The sequence below is a fragment of the Desulfoprunum benzoelyticum genome (genome assembly GCF_014201505.1).
Taxonomy (GTDB): Bacteria; Desulfobacterota; Desulfobulbia; order Desulfobulbales; family Desulfocapsaceae; genus Desulfoprunum; species Desulfoprunum benzoelyticum.
This window is the reverse complement of sequence record NZ_JACHEO010000001.1, coordinates 68649-84506: the sequence shown is the minus strand read 5'-3', so window position 1 is coordinate 84506 and position 15858 is coordinate 68649. Positions and strand designations below refer to the sequence as shown.

The following is a 15858-nucleotide window of genomic DNA, read 5'->3' as shown; positions in this document are numbered from 1 at the left end:
TTTTTATCTACAAAATCATATGAATGAGTTTGGAGCGTTCTTTTTCTGGTTATTATTGAGCCTCGTGCAAAATGAACAGCGGACCAAGTTGGATGCAAGCTGCTCTCTTTGATCTTTGACATTCTATCCGGCCGCCAGCCGAAGTCTTCTTTTAACCGACTGTTCGCCCGCTCCGCACACGATCGAATCTTGTAGCGCTCTGCTTCGTGAGGCGCCATGGGGACAACCTCCTTGCCTCGTCCATTTCTATCGGCAATCGGGACATGACCAAATTTCCGGCTGGTCTTTTCAATCAAGTGGGCGTCATAGGCGGCATCCATCAGGTCGTATAGGTAGGTTACCTTTTCGCTGGTCATTTTGATCAGCGGAATAGCCACTTGGCTATCATGCAACGAGACTGAGGTGACAAGGACGCTGATCGGCAGGCCGATATCATTGGTATCCAGATGCAGCTTATAGCCGTTCCATGATGTTTTGTAGCCCTTAGCATTCTGCTTGGTCCCACGGTCACAGATCGTCGGCTGTTCGCCAATAGCCTCCTCAGCAGTCTGGTGCACCTGGCGATCCAGTCGTTTCAAAGTCGCCGTCTCCCGTTGTTTGCCCTTGGCGGGCCGGCCTCGTTTGCGAGGAGGCTTGGGCTCTTTGGCGGCCTTCTTTGCCGGCTTCTCGCGGCCAACAATCGCCGTAGAATACCGACTTATGTGACCGACAAGCTCCTGCGACAGGTATTCTGCCACCAATGCATGCACCACGTTGCCCAGATTGCCGGCGGCAAATGTGGCAAAAAGCCCGCGAAAAGGTGGCCTCCGATGGCAAGGAACCTGCAGTTCCAAATCCACATATCCTGCGCAGGTTGGCTGTCGATTGCAGGGCTCGATGCAGGTCGCTGGTCGTCGGGTAACGATAGAGTGCCTTGGCCACGAACGCACGGGCCAACGCCTGCCGGTCACGAGGTTTACGACCGGGATATCGATACCGGGTAACGATTCTGGGGACATGTCTCTCAACCTCGACGATCTCTAGAATCGACACCAACCGCTGTTCCTGCTCAGTGAGCGGCGTTGGCAAACAATTGTTGAGATGCGCAAACGGACTTCTTTGGACACGCCCCATCAACCATGATATCTTTTCCGTGAGCTTCATGGCGTCTCCTTCGGTTCTTTTTTGCTGGATACAGGATTTTACCAGAAAATGCCATGAAGCTCAATTATTTCAAGTTGTTAAAATAGAAAAACTGCAGCAGATTGACCTGTCGGTTGTTGCTTGTTCTCGTCATTTTGCTAAAGGCTCTATTTTCTTTTTATCAAACATCATCCATAATTATCTCTGATCATCTTGTTCAAACGAATGAATAAAAACAAAAGATTGTAATATTTTATCGATACTCCGTTATTTTTTGAAATTTGGGATTATTTCTCAAATCTCTATCTAACGTAAACCTCATATCCTGATTTGATAACAATGAAGTTCATGTTGTGCATGCAATGCATATCACTTACCCATAAACTACAATCGGCTTTCCTGTTTTCTGAGGAATGAATCAGTCCTCATTGTCATATTTATATATATTAATTTAATTACTTAGTTAATTTCTGACATGCATGTATGACGAAAAATTATTATTGTGAACACCTGCTGACAACACCTCCCCCTAAGCACACTATGCACAAAATTATCTTTCGATTATCCTCTTTGAATTGCTAACAATATCTGCCGCAACCGATAAAATTCTTTTCTTGACACAAAGCTCCCCAACCTGCTATCGATGGACAATCTTGTAGCATTTCTTGACTGATACACGTACCCAAGGTCAAGATCACACCATACACGGTATCAAAGAGGAGGGGAGGATGGATCTAGAACTTGTTCTTTCAGCGGCGGCGCTCATTGGCCTTGCTGTTCTTATCCCAGCCTTGATGCTCGTTACTGCCATATTCGGGCCAAGAGCCAAGGGCAAAATAAAAGACGAGGCCTATGAGAGCGGTATCGGTGCGACCATCGGTGTGGTCGACCAGAAGTTCAGTGTCAAATTCTACCTCCTCGCCATTCTTTTTCTGATCTTCGACATCGAGGCCGTCTTCATGTATCCGTGGGCTGTCAGTGTCCGTGAACTCGGATGGTTCGGCTTTATCGAAATGGTCGTTTTCATGCTGTTCCTCTTCACCGGCCTCATCTATATTCTCCAGAAGGGGGTACTCAATTGGCGCTAGGAATCGAATCCCAACTCGGGGAATCTGTCATTACCACCAAGCTTGATGCAATCATCAACTGGGGACGGCAATACTCACTCTGGCCATATGTCTTCGGCACCGCCTGTTGTGCGATCGAGTTTATGAGCACCGCCGCCGCCCAGTACGACATCTCGCGTTTCGGCGCCGAGGTTATCCGCTATTCACCACGTCAGGCGGACCTGCTCCTTGTCTGCGGTACGGTCAGTTACAAACAGGCCCCGACGCTGAAACGGATCTACGAACAGATGGCTGAACCGAAATGGGTTGTCGCTGTCGGTGCATGCGCCTCATCCGGCGGTATTTACGACAATTACTGCACTGTGCAGGGTATCGACACCATCATCCCGGTCGATGTCTATATTTCCGGTTGCCCGCCGCGACCCGAAGCAATACTCGATGCCCTGATGAAAATTCAGGAGAAAATTGCGAGCGAGACGATACTGCATGATCGTCATAAAGATTTCAAGGGGATACTCGGTTAAGATGAAGGCTCACGTACTGGAAAAAATTGGCACCGCCTTTGCCGGGACGACTTGCTCAGAATCACTCGGCAATCTGGTTGTTGACGTGCCCCAGGAACAGATGCTCGATGTCCTGGGATTGATGAGGACCGATCCAGACCTCCAATTCGATCTCCTGCTGGATGTCACCGTCGTTGACTATCTCCACTACGCTGTTGCCCAAGCCAAGCGCTTTGTGGTCGTTTATACGTTGCGGAGCCTGCCGCATAACATGGTGGCGCAGGTCCGGGTGGCAGTTAGTGATCCTGAGGCGGGAATTCCCAGTGCCACTGGGATCTGGGCTTCAGCCAACTGGGGAGAGCGCGAGGCCTACGATCAATACGGTATCCCATTCAAAGGCCATCCCGACCTGCGGCGGATTCTCAACCATTGGCAGTTCGAAGGACATCCGTTACGCAAGGACTACCCTGTCGGCCGCAGTCATATCTGCTACGAGAACGACAGCCTGGAAAAAGAGATCAGAGCCAGACTGAAGGTAAATGGCATTGATACAGCTGTCCTCAAGGATTTCAATACCGAGATCATGTTTCTCAACATCGGTCCCGCTCACCCTGTAACCCATGGGGCGATCCGCATCCTGACGGCACTCGACGGCGAAACCGTTCTCGCTAACGTCAACGAAATCGGCTACCTCCACCGAGGGTTCGAGAAAACCGCCGAGAACCTGACCTATAACCAGGTGATCCCGCTTACCGACCGTCTCAATTATTGCTCATCGCTGATCAATAACATTGCCTATGTCAAGGCGGTCGAAAAATGGCTCGGAGTTGAGATCACCGAGCGGACCAAGTTTATGCGGGTCATTCTCACGGAATTCTACCGTGTCCTCGATCATCTCGTCTGCCTTGCCGCCAATCTGGTCGACATGGGTGGACTCACCAACTACTTTTATCTTTACGACGAGAAAGAAGCCTCCTATGATTTCATCAGCCGCCTCACAGGCGCCCGTCTAACCAGCACTTTCACCCGTATAGGAGGAATGTACCGCGATTTTTACGAGGGGTGGGAAACCGACCTGGAGAACCAGCTCAAGGACATCGAGCGCGGCGTCGCCGATTCCCTCAAACTTGTGTTGAAAAACCGCATTGTCCACGACCGAAGCCAGGGCATCTGCATCATGCCCAAGGAAAAAGCCCTGTCGTACGGGTATACCGGACCCTGCCTGCGCGCAAGTGGCGTTCCCTACGATCTGCGCAAGGATGCTCCATACTATCACTACGATCTCTTCGATTTTGAGGTACCCATCGGATCGACCGGCGATCTGTACGACCGGCTGATGATCCGTTTCGAGGAGATCTTTCAGAGCATCAAGATCATCCGGCAGGCAGTCAAGATGATTCCGGAAGGCCCTGTCTTCGTCGACAACCCTTTGGTCTGCCTGCCGCCTAAGTCAAATGTCTACAATAATATCGAAGGATTGGCCAATCACTTCAAGCTGATCTTTGATGGGGTGAAGGCGCCGGCTGGTGAATGGTACGACTCCTTCGAGGCCGCCAACGGCGAACTCGGCTTCCATATCGTCTCTGACGGTTCCGGTCGACCGTATAAGGTCAAGGTACGCCCACCATGCTTTTATATCATGAGTGGGTTTCATGAAATGGTTGAGGGGTCGATGATCGCCGACGTCGTCATCAATCTCGGCAGCATCAACATTATCGGAGGGGAACTCGACCGATGAGTGATCGTTCACACCTGATCTTTACCGGAAAACCCTTTCAATTCGACGCCGAGCGCGATGCCGAATTTGAATACCTCGTCAAACGATATCCGAGCAGAGAATCGATGATTCTGCCGGCGCTCTGGCTGACCCAGGAACAGGAAGGATGGGTTCCGGGAGAGGCTATCGCCTATATCGCCGACCGGATTGGCACCTTCGCCAGCCAGGTCTACGAGGCAGCGACCTTCTACACCATGTACAATCTCCATCCGGTCGGCAGAAATCACATCTGTATATGCCGGACACTGTCCTGCTGGCTGCGGGGCAAACAGGAAATTGTTGATTATCTGGCAAATGAGATCGGCATCCGGCCTGGAGAGATAAGTGAAGACGGCCAATTCAGCCTCGAAGAGGTTGAATGTCTCGGCCATTGCGGCACTGCGCCGGTTGTCCAGATCAACGGCGAATTCCATGAAAACATGGATGTCGAAAAACTGAAACAGCTCTTGTCAGGGCTGCGGTAAAGGAGAAGCATCGATGGAAGTAAGGATTCTCAGCCGAAAATTCGACATCGCCGATGCCCACCTTCTGGAAGTGGCCAAACAGCATGGCGCCTACGCCACGCTCGACAAGGTCTTTGCGATGCCGCCAGCTGATGTCACCGACGAGGTCAAAAACAGTGGATTGCGTGGGCGTGGTGGCGCCGGGTTTCCGGCGGGCCTCAAATGGTCGTTCCTCCCGAAAGGAGTGGATAAACCGGTGTACCTTACCGTCAACTCCGATGAATCGGAACCGGCGACATTCAAGGATCGATATATCCTCACCCGCGACCCCCATCTCCTCATCGAAGGCATTATCATCTGCTGTTACGCCATCGGCTGTCATGACTGCTATATATACATTCGCGGCGAGTATACGACTCAGCGCAAGGCTCTGCAGTTCGCCATCGATGAGGCATATGCCGCCGGCTATCTCGGGGAGAAGGTCGCCGGTCATGATTTCAAGCTCGACGTCACCGTCCACCGCGGCGCCGGCGCCTATGTCTGCGGCGAGGAAACCGCCCTTCTCGAGTCGATCGAGGGGCGAAAAGGACAACCCCGCAGCAAACCGCCGTTTCCAGCCGTAGCCGGACTCTATGGCTGCCCGACAATCATCAACAACGTTCAGACCATTGCCTCACTGCCGTTCATTCTCGCCAACGGTGCTGCAGCCTATAAGGCCTATGGCACTGAAAAAAGCCCGGGAACCCATCTCTTCGGGATCTCAGGCCACGTTGAGAAACCTGGCATGTACGAACTGCCTCTCGGTCTGCCTCTTCTTGAAGTTATCGAAAAGATGGCCGGCGGTGTCTGGCGGGGAAGAAAACTGAAGGCCGTCATCCCCGGTGGCAGTTCGACTCCAGTGCTGACTCCGGAGGAGGCAGCAACGGCGACTCTTGACTACGAATCGATGGCGGCCCACAAGACGATGTTCGGATCCGGTGGTATCGTTGTCCTCGACGAAACGGTCGATGTGGTCGAACTAACAAAAAATCTCATCGACTTCTATCACCATGAATCCTGCGGCCAGTGCACTCCCTGCCGCGAGGGACTCGGCTGGATGCTGAAGATTGTCAAACAGCTGCTGCGTGGTGAAGGGACCATTGCCGACATCGAACTGCTCAGGGAACTCTGTGACAATATCGAGATGAAGACGGTCTGCGTCCTTTCGGCCGCCTGCACTATGCCGGTGCGCAGCTATCTGGACAAATTCCGGTCAGAATTTGTGGCCTACGCCACGGACCGGCCCAAGCCCGAACAAGCATGAATCACGTGAGAAGGAACCATCATGGCTGAGACGGTAAAACTCTTTGTCAACGGACAAGAGGTCGAAGTGGAATCCGGGAAGAACCTCATCGATGCCTTCAAGGTTATCGGTGTCGAGATTCCCCACTTCTGCTATCATCCGGCCCTGGGTGCGGACGGCAACTGCCGAATGTGCCTGGTCGGCATCGAAGACGGCCGACCGCCGCTCGTCCCTGCCTGCAAGACTCCGGTCGCAGAGGGACTGAAAGTTCAGCTCGACACCGAGAAGATCAAGAAAATCCAGCATGATGTCATGGAGCTGGAATTGATCAACCATCCGACCGATTGCCCGGTCTGCGATCAGGCCGGAGAATGCACCCTGCAGGACTACTATATGACCTATGATCACCAGGCCAGCCGAATGCGTGTGCCACAGGTGCTCAAAGGCAAAAAGATGGATTTCGGCTGCGGCGTCATCCATGACCAGGAGCGTTGCGTCCTCTGCGCCCGTTGCGTCCGTTTCACTCGCTTGATTACCAAAACCGGTGAACTCGGTATCGTTAATCGTTCTGATGAAGCACGGGTAACAACGTTTCCCGGCCGAAAACTCGATAACCGCTACGCCCTCAATGTCGTCGATCTCTGCCCGGTAGGGGCGATGACTAGCAAGGACTTCCGGTTCAAACAGCGGGCGTGGTTTCTGTCAAGGTCGTCCGGAATCTGCCATGGTTGCGCAAAAGGCTGCAATATTTTCATTGACCATAACCGCGAAAAAGGTGGAGATGATCGTATCTATCGTTTCCGTGCACGCCATAATGGACTGGTCAATGGCTATTTCATCTGCGACGCCGGTCGATTGAGTTATCATCAGGAGAATGAAGGTCGTCTGGGCACCACCCGACTTGCCGGCAAAGACTGCACCATCGACGAGGCTGTGGAAACTGCTCGCCGCAAGATCGAAAATGCCCGCAAACCGCTTTTCCTGATCTCACCGAATTGTACCCTCGAGCAGATGATTGCGATCAAGGGGTTAGCCACCGCCCGTAAAGGGAGGGTCTCGGGATACAGCGACAGCTATATCATGGAAGGAGACGGAGACGATTTCCTGATACGGGATGACAAGTCTGCCAATAGGGCCGGCTTCGCCGCCCTTGGAATCGATACCACACTGGAAGCATTCAGGCTGGCCTTGAACGAAGCCGATCTGCTTGTCAACTTCAACAACGATCTGCTGCGTAGCGAAGCGAGCGGTACTTTTACTGAGAAGCTTTCTGCTTTGACCGTCATCGCCGTCAGCAGCCATGACAACACACTTACCCGCAAGGCAACAGTCGCCTTCTCTGTCTCCTCATACAGCGAATATGGCGGGACGATCATAAACCAGGACCAGATACTGCAACGGTTCACGGCGGCGGTAGTTAAAAATGATCCAGTTCCGAACATGATTGAGGTAGTTCGTCTGCTTGGTGGACCGGTGACCGATGACGTCACTATCACCAAGGCGATGCAGGATGCGATCCCGGTCCTCGCCGGAATCGAGGCAACCGCTTTTCCCACTGCTGGATTGAATCTGAAGGAGAAGGAGACTGATCATGTCACAGCTTGATATCCTCATGGTCGTCCTCCGGGTCGCCTTCGGCGCCTTCATCCCGATCTGCTTCATCGCGATCGGGGTATGGATGGAGCGTCGAGGTGCCGGATTTATTCAGGACCGCCTAGGCCCAAACCGTTGCAATATTTTTGGTTTCCGAGCCGGCGGACTGGTGCAGAATCTCGCCGATGGAGTGAAGCTGATCTTCAAGGAGGATATGATCGCTGGGCATATACAGCATAAGTTCTACTTTGTCCTTGCGCCGGTACTGGTCTTCTTCACCGCCCTGGTCTCATTCGCAGTGATTCCCTTTGCTGATACGCTGATTTTGGGCGGCAAAAGCTACATTATGCAGACCGTCCCCCTCGACATCGGCATACTTTGGTTCTTGGCTTGCACTGGTTTTGCAGTCTACGGAATTATCCTCGCCGGCTGGTCGTCGCATAATAAATACGGCATCCTCGGTGGATTACGATCCGCTGCACAGGTTATCGCCTACGAAATCCCGATGGGTCTGGCCATTGTCAGCCTGCTGGTGGTCTACGGCACGGTCAATCTCAGTGAGATCGCAAGATTTCAGGGACAACTGCTGTTCGGCTTCATTCCAATGTGGGGGGTGATTCTCCAACCACTCGGCGTTGTCATTTTCATTGTTGCTGCCTTTGCCGAGACCAATCGCACCCCCTTCGACTTCGCCGAGGGTGAAAGCGAAATCGTCGCCGGTTTCCATATAGAGTACAGTTCAATGAAATTCGGCATGTTTTTCCTTGGTGAGTATGTCGCGATGTTCGTCTCGAGTGCGATCATCGTCACTCTCTTTTTCGGCGGCTACCAGATCCCCTGGCTCGCCACCGAGACCATGGTCGCGTACGCCCAGCCCATTGCCATCGTGCTGATGCTGCTGCTGCCGGTCATAACTTATTATTTCACCAACTGGATCCGGAAAAACAACGTCAGCCACTACAATCGGCAAAACGATCCCCTTGTCCGTGAAGCGAATGTCTATATCAAGATCTGTTGGATCCTCGCCGCTGCCGTCGAACTCATTCTTCTTACCTTGGTGGTAATCAACCCCAGTGCAGACGGAGTTCGGATTTTTGTAGTGCTGCTGCAGATGGCCTCCTTCCTGTTGAAAGCCACAATAATGTGTTTTGTTTATGTCTGGGTACGCTGGACGCTGCCGCGGTTCCGTTATGATCAGCTGCAGAAACTCGGTTGGCAGATTCTCCTGCCGATGTCCCTCGTGAACATCTTTATCACCAGCGCCGTTGTCGTTGCTCTGAGTTGAAGAGGAATTCCATGACTGTAAAAATCAAGACCTTGGAACGCCAAGGTTCCACTTTCATCGAGAAGCTCTATCTGGTCGAAGTGTTCAGAGGGATGCGCACGACCTTTGGCCATTTTTGGCGGATCCTGCTCGACAACTCGAAATCCTATGTCCGCCACTACCCTGAGGTCAAACCGGAAATCACACCGCGCTGGCGGGGACGGCATCGGCTGACAACCCATGAGGACGGGACGATGAAATGCGTCGCATGCTTCATGTGCCAGACCAATTGCCCTTCCCACTGCATCTCGATCGAAGCGGGAGAACGGGTTGACGGCAAATCGGAAAAGATGCCCATTCGTTTTGAAATAGATCTGCTCGAATGCATTTACTGCGGATATTGTGTCGAAGCTTGTCCGATGGATGCCATCCGTATGGACACCGGCATCTACTCAGTCATTTCCTCTGAGCGTAGTTCCGTCGTCAAAGGAATGGACGAACTGCTGGCCACGCCAGGGGCGTTCAGCGAAGAAGACTACAAAAAAAGGGGGCTGTGATACCATGCTCAGTCAATGGCTGTTCTACGCATTCGCCACCGTGTCGGTGCTCGGCGCCCTTGGTTTGATCCTCAGCCGGCATCCGATGAACGGGGCATTGTGGTTCGTGGTAACCCTGGTGTCGCTGGCGGGGCTCTACTCTCTGCTCTCGGCATCGCTGCTCTTTGCCCTGCAGCTTATCGTCTATGCTGGGGCGATCATGTCCCTGATCATATTTATTATTATGTTTCTCAATATCCAGCCTGCCGACATCCCGGACGAAAAAGGCAAGTGGGCCTATCTCCTCGGCGGGTGTCTGGCGGTCATTCCGATCGGCCTGCTCCTGCTGAAAATCGTCAGCTCGTTGCCGGAAGGAGATGTCGACATCGTCGGCAACGGCTTTGGACAAGTCAAGTCGGTCGGTCTGGTACTGTTCCGCGACTGGCTGCTGCCGTTCGAGATCGTCTCGATCCTGCTACTCGTCGCCCTGGTCGGTGCCGTTGTTCTTGCCGGGAAAAAGGAGATGACCCAATGATTCATGACTACCTGTCCCTCAGTATCCTGCTCTTCTGCCTCGGCATCCTTGGCGTCATCTCGAGGCGCAACGTCTTTACCGTCTTTATGTCGGTCGAACTGATGCTGAATGCCGCCAATCTTGCTTTCATCGCCCTCGCCCGGCTGCATGAGAACATGGATGGACACGTTCTCGCCATGCTGGTAATGGCGGTTGCTGCCGCGGAGGCGGCCCTCGCCCTTGCCGTTGTCATACTGCTGCACAAGCATACCGGCAAGGTCGACACAAATGTCTTCAGCTTGTTGAAGGGGTGACCAGATGGCCCAGAATGTATCATATCTCGGCATGATCCCGCTGTTGCCCCTCATCGGCGCGGCAGTAGTCGGAATCCTGCACCTTGCTACCTGCAAGAAAAAGCGTTTACCGGATCAACTCTACGCCGTTCTAGCCTGTTCCACACCGATCCTGACCTTCGTCCTGGCTGTGAAGGTCTTTTTCGACCTGAACGGTTTGCCCGTCGATGGCCGCGCCCTCACACACGAGGTCTTTACCTGGTTCGAGGTCGGTGAAATGAATATCAGCATGGGATTTCTCGCTGATCCTCTCAGTTCCCTGATGCTGCTCTTCGTCACCTTCACCGCTTCACTGATCCATATTTATTCAATCGGGTATATGGCCGGAGATGAAAGCTTCGCCAAATTTTTCGCCTACCTGAACCTGTTTCTCGGCAGCATGCTGATACTCGTCCTCGGTAACGGACCGGTAGTCATGTTCGTCGGCTGGGAAGGTGTCGGGCTCTGCTCCTATCTTCTGATCAGCTACTATAGCGAGGACCGAAGCAACGTCCTCGCCGGGAACAAGGCTTTCATCGTCAACCGTATCGGTGATTTCGGTTTTGTCCTCGGCATGGCCTTCCTGTTCTGGGCAATCGGAGATTCCGGATTTGACTATATTTCACTAAAAACCAATGCGCACATGCTGGCCCCGGCCACCGTTACCCTGGTGTGCCTGCTGCTCTTTGTCGGCGCCACAGGAAAATCGGCCCAGATACCGCTTTACGTCTGGCTGCCGGACGCAATGGCCGGTCCGACCCCAGTCTCAGCTTTGATCCATGCCGCCACAATGGTTACTGCCGGTGTCTACATGGTGGCCCGTTTCAGCTTTCTCTATGTTCACGTCCCGACTGTCGGGTTGATCGTAGCCTGGACCGGCATCCTCACCGCCCTGGTCTCGGCTATCTACGGCATGTTCCAGAATGATATCAAGAAGGTGTTGGCCTATTCGACCGTCAGCCAGCTCGGTTACATGTTTGCCGGCGTCGGTCTTGCCGCCTATTCGGCCGGGATTTTTCATGTCTTCACTCACGCCTTTTTCAAGGCCCTACTGTTTCTCGGCGCCGGTTCGGTCATATATGCCCTGCACCACGAACAGAACATCTGGAAAATGGGTGGACTTAAGACCAAACTGCCACTGACTTACAAGACGATGCTGATCGGGTCATTAGCCCTTGCCGGCTGCCCTCCTTTCTCGGGATTTTTCAGCAAGGACGAGATCCTCTACTCGGCACTGGCATCAGGCCATACCGGAATCTGGGTGGTCGGTGTCCTGGTTGCCGGCATGACTGCCTACTATACCTTCCGTATGATCTTTGTCGTTTTTCATGGCAGTCCTCGTGATGCCCATGCCTATGAGCACGCCCACGAACCACCAGCAGTCATGACTGTACCGCTGGTAATACTCGCTATCGGCGCTTTGTTTGCCGGTTTCCTCAACCTTCCTTCCTTGTTCGGCGGTTCACAGCAGGTTACCCACTGGCTGGCACCCAGTCTTGCCGAGCATGCTCACGAGGCTTCGCACAGCATTGAGATCATAGCCATAGCCGCCAGTGTCGCCGCCTTCGCGATCGGCATATTCATCGCTTATCGAAAATTCGGCAAGGGGGCTGAGGAACCGGTATACAGTGGTTTCTCCAGTTTCGCCTATCATACCTTCCGGATCAACGAGCTTTATGATGTACTGTTTGTACGGCCCTACAAGGCTATAGGTTCAGCGATCGGCAACTTAATCGATGCTCACGTCACCGACGGGCCGGTGCAGTTGATCGTCTGGTTCTACCGGCAGTTCGGCTCCACTTTCAAACTGCTGCAGGTTGGCTATGTTCGTGTCTACGCAATTTACATGATCATTGGCCTGAGCGTGATGAGCTATTTGCTCACCCAATCATTCAAGTAGGAAAGAGGTCCGCATGTTTGAAAACGTCCTCTCCACCATGATTTTTCTGCCGATCGTCATCGGTCTGGCAGCAATGCTGATACCGTTCAGCTCCACGACCGCACGAAGGATCGGACTCATTGTGTCTTTGGTCGTCCTGTTCTTCGGGATCAAGGTCTACCTTGGATTCACTGGCAATGGACAGCTCGAATTCACTGAAACTCGATCCCTGATTGAATCCGTAGGTATCTTTTACCGGATCGGTGTCGATGGGATCAGCCTTTTCGTTCTGTTGACCGGGGCTGCCCTGATTCCAATCGTCTTTGTAGTCGTCAAGGACAGGCCACGGGCCTTTTACGGGAGCTTGCTGGTCACTCAGGGAGCGATGGCTGGAGCAATATGTGCGGCCGACCTGGTGCTCTTCTATGCCTTCTGGGAGGTTATGCTCCTGCCGATTTTTTTCATGATCGGTATTTACGGTGGTCCAAACCGTAAGGCTGCGACTATCAAGATCATGCTCTATACCGTATCTGGCTCGTTGTTGATGCTGGCCGCAATCATCTATCTCGGCGTCGCGTTTCATGGTCAGTACGGAGTTTGGTCGTTCGATACAGCCGGTCTTGCCGGACTTCAACTCAGCGACAAGGCTGCGGCATTATCATTCTTTGCCTTCATGATCGCCTTCGCCATCAAGATCCCGATCTTTCCTCTCCACACCTGGCTTCCCGATGCGTACACGGAAGCACCAGCCGCAGCCACCTTTCTGCTGTCTGCAATTATGGCTAAAATCGGTATCTACGCCGTCATTCGTTTCATCATGCCGATATTTGGTCCGGAGCTTGTTCGTTATGCCATGCCGCTAGCCTGGGCTGCCGTTATCGGCCTGATATATTGCGGCATTGCCGCCATCGGCCAAAAAGACATCAAACGCCTGCTCGCCTTTTCCTCAGCGTCTCATATGGGCATCCTCGCCCTCGGCCTCTTTTGCCTTAATATCCAAGCGCTCACCGGCTCGATATATCAGATCATGGCCCACGCAACGAGCACAGGCCTACTCTTCCTCCTCATCGGCATCATTGAAGACCGATTGCAGACAAGAGAAATCTCTGACCTCGGCGGCATCGCCCGCCAGGCGCCAATCTTCGCCTGTTTTTTTGCAATCGCCCTGCTGGCTTCGGTCGGCCTTCCCGGCACCAGCGGTTTTATCGGCGAGTTCCTGATCATAATGGGAGCGATCAAATTTGATACCACTCTAGGTGTCCTCGCCGCCACCACACTGATCATTGGAGTCTGTTACATGCTGTGGATGTTCCAGCGTGTTTTCTTTGAAAAAGGTAACGATAGGACCAATGGTTTTGCAGATCTGAGCATCTGCGAGACCCTGGCCTTTCTGCCGGTCATCCTGCTGATCCTGTTTATGGGGGTATTCCCGCAACCCTTCATTGCCAGAATTACACCGGCAGCTCAATCTCAAATCGCCACGGTCCAGGGGACCGGCCAGATCTCCGGCCAAGTCGCTCTTGATCATATTCAGCCACAGAAATGAGGATGGACAGACCATGAACTGTGATATCGTATTCCTGCTCCCCCTCTTCATCGTCACCATCGGCGCCATCCTGTTGATGCTGCTGTCGGCCTTTGAATCTATCCGTCTCGAGGTGGCATCAGCCTTGTCGGTTGGCATCTTCGCCTTGGCATTCTTGGTCCAACTGGTACCGATCGGACTGACCGACGTTCTACCGTTCGTCTCGATTTTTAACGGCATGCTGGCAGTCAGTGATTTTACCCGCATTGCATCAATGATCATCATCGCCTGCGGTTTGTTCACAGCGATGAGCGCTATCAGCTACTTTCGCCAGAACAACTTCGGGTCGCTCGAGTTTTTCAGTCTAATGACTTTCGCCGTAAGCGGCATGCTGCTGCTCACCATGGCCCAGGAACTTATAACCGTTTTCATCGCCCTTGAAACCGTTTCACTTTCGATATATGTCCTGGTCGGCTACAACCGCCGCAACGTTTTGAGCTCAGAAGCTGTCCTTAAGTATCTGATTCTCGGGGCTTTTGCTGGAGGGTTTTTCGCGATGGGAATAGCTCTTGTTTACGGTGCGCTTGGTGATACTGGTTTTGCCGCAATCGCCGCATCCGTCAGCAGAGACGGTTTGTTGCACAACCCAGCCCTGGCAGGCGGTCTGCTCTTCATTCTCTTCGCCCTGTTCTTTAAAGTCACCGTGTTCCCCTTCCATTCATGGGTTGTTGACGTTTATGACGGAGCACCGATTCCCGTCACCGGTTTCATGGCGACGGCACTGAAGACAGCCATTATCGCCGTGCTTGCCAATGTCTTGCTGCTTGCTGGCGACATCCGCGAGTCCTGGCTCGACATGCTCTTCTATCTGACCGTTCTGACCCTGTTTGCAGGGAACCTTATCGCCATCGGCCAGAACAGTCTTAAGCGAATGCTTGCCGCATCCGGCATCGTCCATACTGGTTATCTGTTGATCGCATTGATTGCCGTTTCCGGCGACCAGTTCAGCGGATCTGTGATCCTCTACTATCTTGCTGCCTATGCTGCCAGCACCCTCGGAATCTTTGCTTCACTGTCCTATCTTTCAGGTACCGACGAAAAGCGAAAGGAATTTAACGATTTCAGTGGATTGGCTAAAGTACGTCCCTATTCGGCTGCGGCCATCACCATCTTCCTCCTGTCAATGGCCGGGATTCCGCCAACCGCAGGATTTATGGGCAAGCTCTACATAATCGTTACTGCCTACCAGGGAGGTCATGTCATCCTGGCCGTCCTCGGTATTGTCAGCAGCATCCTCTCGATGTGGTATTACCTTCGTCTTATCATCGCCATGTATTTCCATGAGGCAGATGACCTGTTTGAAACCAGCGGCTCGCGATCAGCCCCAGTCTGCGCCTTTATACTCGCCATTTGCGTATTGGCATTGAGCCTCTATCCGGTAGCGATTTAACGACAAGAAATGACATTGATCATACGAGTCCAATCCAGATAAGGAGAAAAGCACAATGAAGGCGAAGGATATTCTGGCAGTCAAAGGAAGCAGGGTAATTACAATCCATCAGGACAACAGGATCATGGATGCCGTTGGTATGTTCTTTGCCAATCGTGTTGGATCCTTGATCGTTGTCGATCATAATGACGATATCAAAGGGATTTTTGCCCCCAATGATGTCCTGAAGGCCGTCAGCACAGATCCGGACAATATCCGTCACGCCAGCGTCAAGCAGTTTATGAGCACAAACATGATTGTCGCCAAACTGGATGACAATATCGATTATATTCAGGCCGTAATGACGGAAAACCGGATCCGGCATATCCCGATCATTGAAAAGGGCAAATTGCAGGGCATTGTCTCCATCGGCGACGTGGTCAACGCGCAACTGAAGGTAAGGGACGTTGAAAACCAGTATCTGAAGGAGTACATGGAAGGGAAGTACCCGGCCTGAAAGCGCGAAGAGCAAACGCGATACTGGGAGTTTGAGCTACGTCTTGGTGGGGCGAGACATTTTTCACTGCAGGTT

General features: G+C 52.7%; 15 protein-coding genes and 1 pseudogene. 14 read left to right on the top strand and 2 right to left on the bottom strand.

The annotated features are described in order from the left end of the window. Positions 1-125: 125 nt before the first annotated feature. Together HNQ81_RS17980 and HNQ81_RS17975 are read right to left on the bottom strand one after the other, a co-directional pair. Positions 126-557: pseudogene (locus HNQ81_RS17980) on the bottom strand (transposase); the annotation flags it as partial. Next, a complete protein-coding gene (locus tag HNQ81_RS17975) occupies positions 541-1113 on the bottom strand; it encodes a transposase (protein WP_353740476.1) in 573 nt (190 codons plus the stop codon). The pseudogene HNQ81_RS17980 and the gene HNQ81_RS17975, both read right to left, overlap by 17 nt. 737 nt (positions 1114-1850) lie before the next feature. Between HNQ81_RS17975 and HNQ81_RS00340 the strand changes: the two genes are divergently transcribed. From HNQ81_RS00340 to HNQ81_RS00275, 14 genes are read left to right on the top strand one after another with little or no spacing between them, the layout of a single operon-like run. Beyond that, positions 1851-2210: an NADH-quinone oxidoreductase subunit A gene (locus HNQ81_RS00340; protein ID WP_183347142.1), complete on the top strand. Its 360-nt coding sequence runs from the start codon at positions 1851-1853 to the stop codon at positions 2208-2210. After that, positions 2201-2713, top strand: a complete 513-nt coding sequence (locus HNQ81_RS00335; protein ID WP_183347140.1) for an NADH-quinone oxidoreductase subunit B — start codon at positions 2201-2203, stop codon at positions 2711-2713. The genes HNQ81_RS00340 and HNQ81_RS00335 overlap by 10 nt, the downstream gene beginning before the upstream one ends. Position 2714: 1 nt before the next feature. Continuing rightward, positions 2715-4430 carry an NADH-quinone oxidoreductase subunit D gene (locus HNQ81_RS00330; protein ID WP_183347138.1) on the top strand — a complete coding sequence of 572 codons (1716 nt, stop codon included), beginning with the start codon at positions 2715-2717 and terminating at the stop codon, positions 4428-4430. Beyond that, positions 4427-4933, top strand: a complete 507-nt coding sequence (locus HNQ81_RS00325; protein ID WP_183347136.1) for an NADH-quinone oxidoreductase subunit NuoE family protein — start codon at positions 4427-4429, stop codon at positions 4931-4933. Before HNQ81_RS00330 ends, HNQ81_RS00325 begins: the two co-directional genes overlap by 4 nt. Positions 4934-4946: 13 nt before the next feature. Continuing rightward, positions 4947-6215, top strand: coding sequence for an NADH-quinone oxidoreductase subunit NuoF (gene nuoF, locus HNQ81_RS00320; RefSeq protein WP_183347135.1), 1269 nt, complete (start codon positions 4947-4949; stop codon positions 6213-6215). A 21-nt stretch (positions 6216-6236) separates the two neighbouring features. Next, positions 6237-7799 (top strand): NADH-quinone oxidoreductase subunit G, encoded by a 1563-nt coding sequence (locus HNQ81_RS00315; RefSeq protein ID WP_183347133.1) that lies wholly within the window; start codon positions 6237-6239, stop codon positions 7797-7799. After that, a complete protein-coding gene (locus HNQ81_RS00310; RefSeq protein WP_183347131.1) occupies positions 7786-9072 on the top strand; it encodes a complex I subunit 1/NuoH family protein in 1287 nt (428 codons plus the stop codon). The genes HNQ81_RS00315 and HNQ81_RS00310 overlap by 14 nt, the downstream gene beginning before the upstream one ends. A gap of 11 nt (positions 9073-9083) precedes the next feature. Further along, positions 9084-9608 (top strand): NuoI/complex I 23 kDa subunit family protein, encoded by a 525-nt coding sequence (locus tag HNQ81_RS00305; protein WP_183347129.1) that lies wholly within the window; start codon positions 9084-9086, stop codon positions 9606-9608. 4 nt (positions 9609-9612) lie between these two features. Further along, the gene (locus tag HNQ81_RS00300; RefSeq protein ID WP_183347127.1) at positions 9613-10122 is read left to right on the top strand and encodes an NADH-quinone oxidoreductase subunit J family protein; all 510 of its coding nucleotides are present in this window, start codon (positions 9613-9615) and stop codon (positions 10120-10122) included. Beyond that, the gene (gene nuoK, locus HNQ81_RS00295) at positions 10119-10415 is read left to right on the top strand and encodes an NADH-quinone oxidoreductase subunit NuoK (RefSeq protein WP_183347126.1); all 297 of its coding nucleotides are present in this window, start codon (positions 10119-10121) and stop codon (positions 10413-10415) included. The genes HNQ81_RS00300 and nuoK overlap by 4 nt, the downstream gene beginning before the upstream one ends. A 4-nt stretch (positions 10416-10419) precedes the next feature. Next, positions 10420-12333, top strand: coding sequence for an NADH-quinone oxidoreductase subunit L (gene nuoL, locus HNQ81_RS00290; protein ID WP_183347125.1), 1914 nt, complete (start codon positions 10420-10422; stop codon positions 12331-12333). A gap of 13 nt (positions 12334-12346) precedes the next feature. Beyond that, complete coding sequence (locus HNQ81_RS00285) at positions 12347-13858, top strand: complex I subunit 4 family protein (RefSeq protein WP_183347124.1); 1512 nt, start codon at positions 12347-12349, stop codon at positions 13856-13858. Positions 13859-13871: 13 nt separating this feature from the next. Next, on the top strand, positions 13872-15287 hold the full coding sequence (locus HNQ81_RS00280; RefSeq protein WP_183347123.1) for an NADH-quinone oxidoreductase subunit N: 1416 nt from the start codon (positions 13872-13874) through the stop codon (positions 15285-15287). A gap of 55 nt (positions 15288-15342) precedes the next feature. Beyond that, positions 15343-15783, top strand: a complete 441-nt coding sequence (locus tag HNQ81_RS00275) for a CBS domain-containing protein (protein ID WP_183347122.1) — start codon at positions 15343-15345, stop codon at positions 15781-15783. Positions 15784-15858 lie beyond the last annotated feature (75 nt).

Bases quoted from the DNA above. Each gene is read 5' to 3' on its own strand.
- HNQ81_RS17975 (WP_353740476.1), bottom strand. From the start codon at position 1,113: ATGGGGCGTGTCCAAAGAAGTCCGTTTGCGCATCTCAACAATTGTTTG.
- HNQ81_RS00325 (WP_183347136.1), top strand. From the start codon at position 4,427: ATGAGTGATCGTTCACACCTGATCTTTACCGGAAAACCCTTTCAATTC.
- HNQ81_RS00310 (WP_183347131.1), top strand. From the start codon at position 7,786: ATGTCACAGCTTGATATCCTCATGGTCGTCCTCCGGGTCGCCTTCGGC.
- HNQ81_RS00340 (WP_183347142.1), top strand. From the start codon at position 1,851: ATGGATCTAGAACTTGTTCTTTCAGCGGCGGCGCTCATTGGCCTTGCT.
- nuoL (WP_183347125.1), top strand. From the start codon at position 10,420: ATGGCCCAGAATGTATCATATCTCGGCATGATCCCGCTGTTGCCCCTC.
- HNQ81_RS00280 (WP_183347123.1), top strand. From the start codon at position 13,872: ATGAACTGTGATATCGTATTCCTGCTCCCCCTCTTCATCGTCACCATC.
- HNQ81_RS00315 (WP_183347133.1), top strand. From the start codon at position 6,237: ATGGCTGAGACGGTAAAACTCTTTGTCAACGGACAAGAGGTCGAAGTG.
- HNQ81_RS00275 (WP_183347122.1), top strand. From the start codon at position 15,343: ATGAAGGCGAAGGATATTCTGGCAGTCAAAGGAAGCAGGGTAATTACA.
- nuoF (WP_183347135.1), top strand. From the start codon at position 4,947: ATGGAAGTAAGGATTCTCAGCCGAAAATTCGACATCGCCGATGCCCAC.
- HNQ81_RS00305 (WP_183347129.1), top strand. From the start codon at position 9,084: ATGACTGTAAAAATCAAGACCTTGGAACGCCAAGGTTCCACTTTCATC.
- HNQ81_RS00330 (WP_183347138.1), top strand. From the start codon at position 2,715: ATGAAGGCTCACGTACTGGAAAAAATTGGCACCGCCTTTGCCGGGACG.
- HNQ81_RS00300 (WP_183347127.1), top strand. From the start codon at position 9,613: ATGCTCAGTCAATGGCTGTTCTACGCATTCGCCACCGTGTCGGTGCTC.
- HNQ81_RS00285 (WP_183347124.1), top strand. From the start codon at position 12,347: ATGTTTGAAAACGTCCTCTCCACCATGATTTTTCTGCCGATCGTCATC.
- nuoK (WP_183347126.1), top strand. From the start codon at position 10,119: ATGATTCATGACTACCTGTCCCTCAGTATCCTGCTCTTCTGCCTCGGC.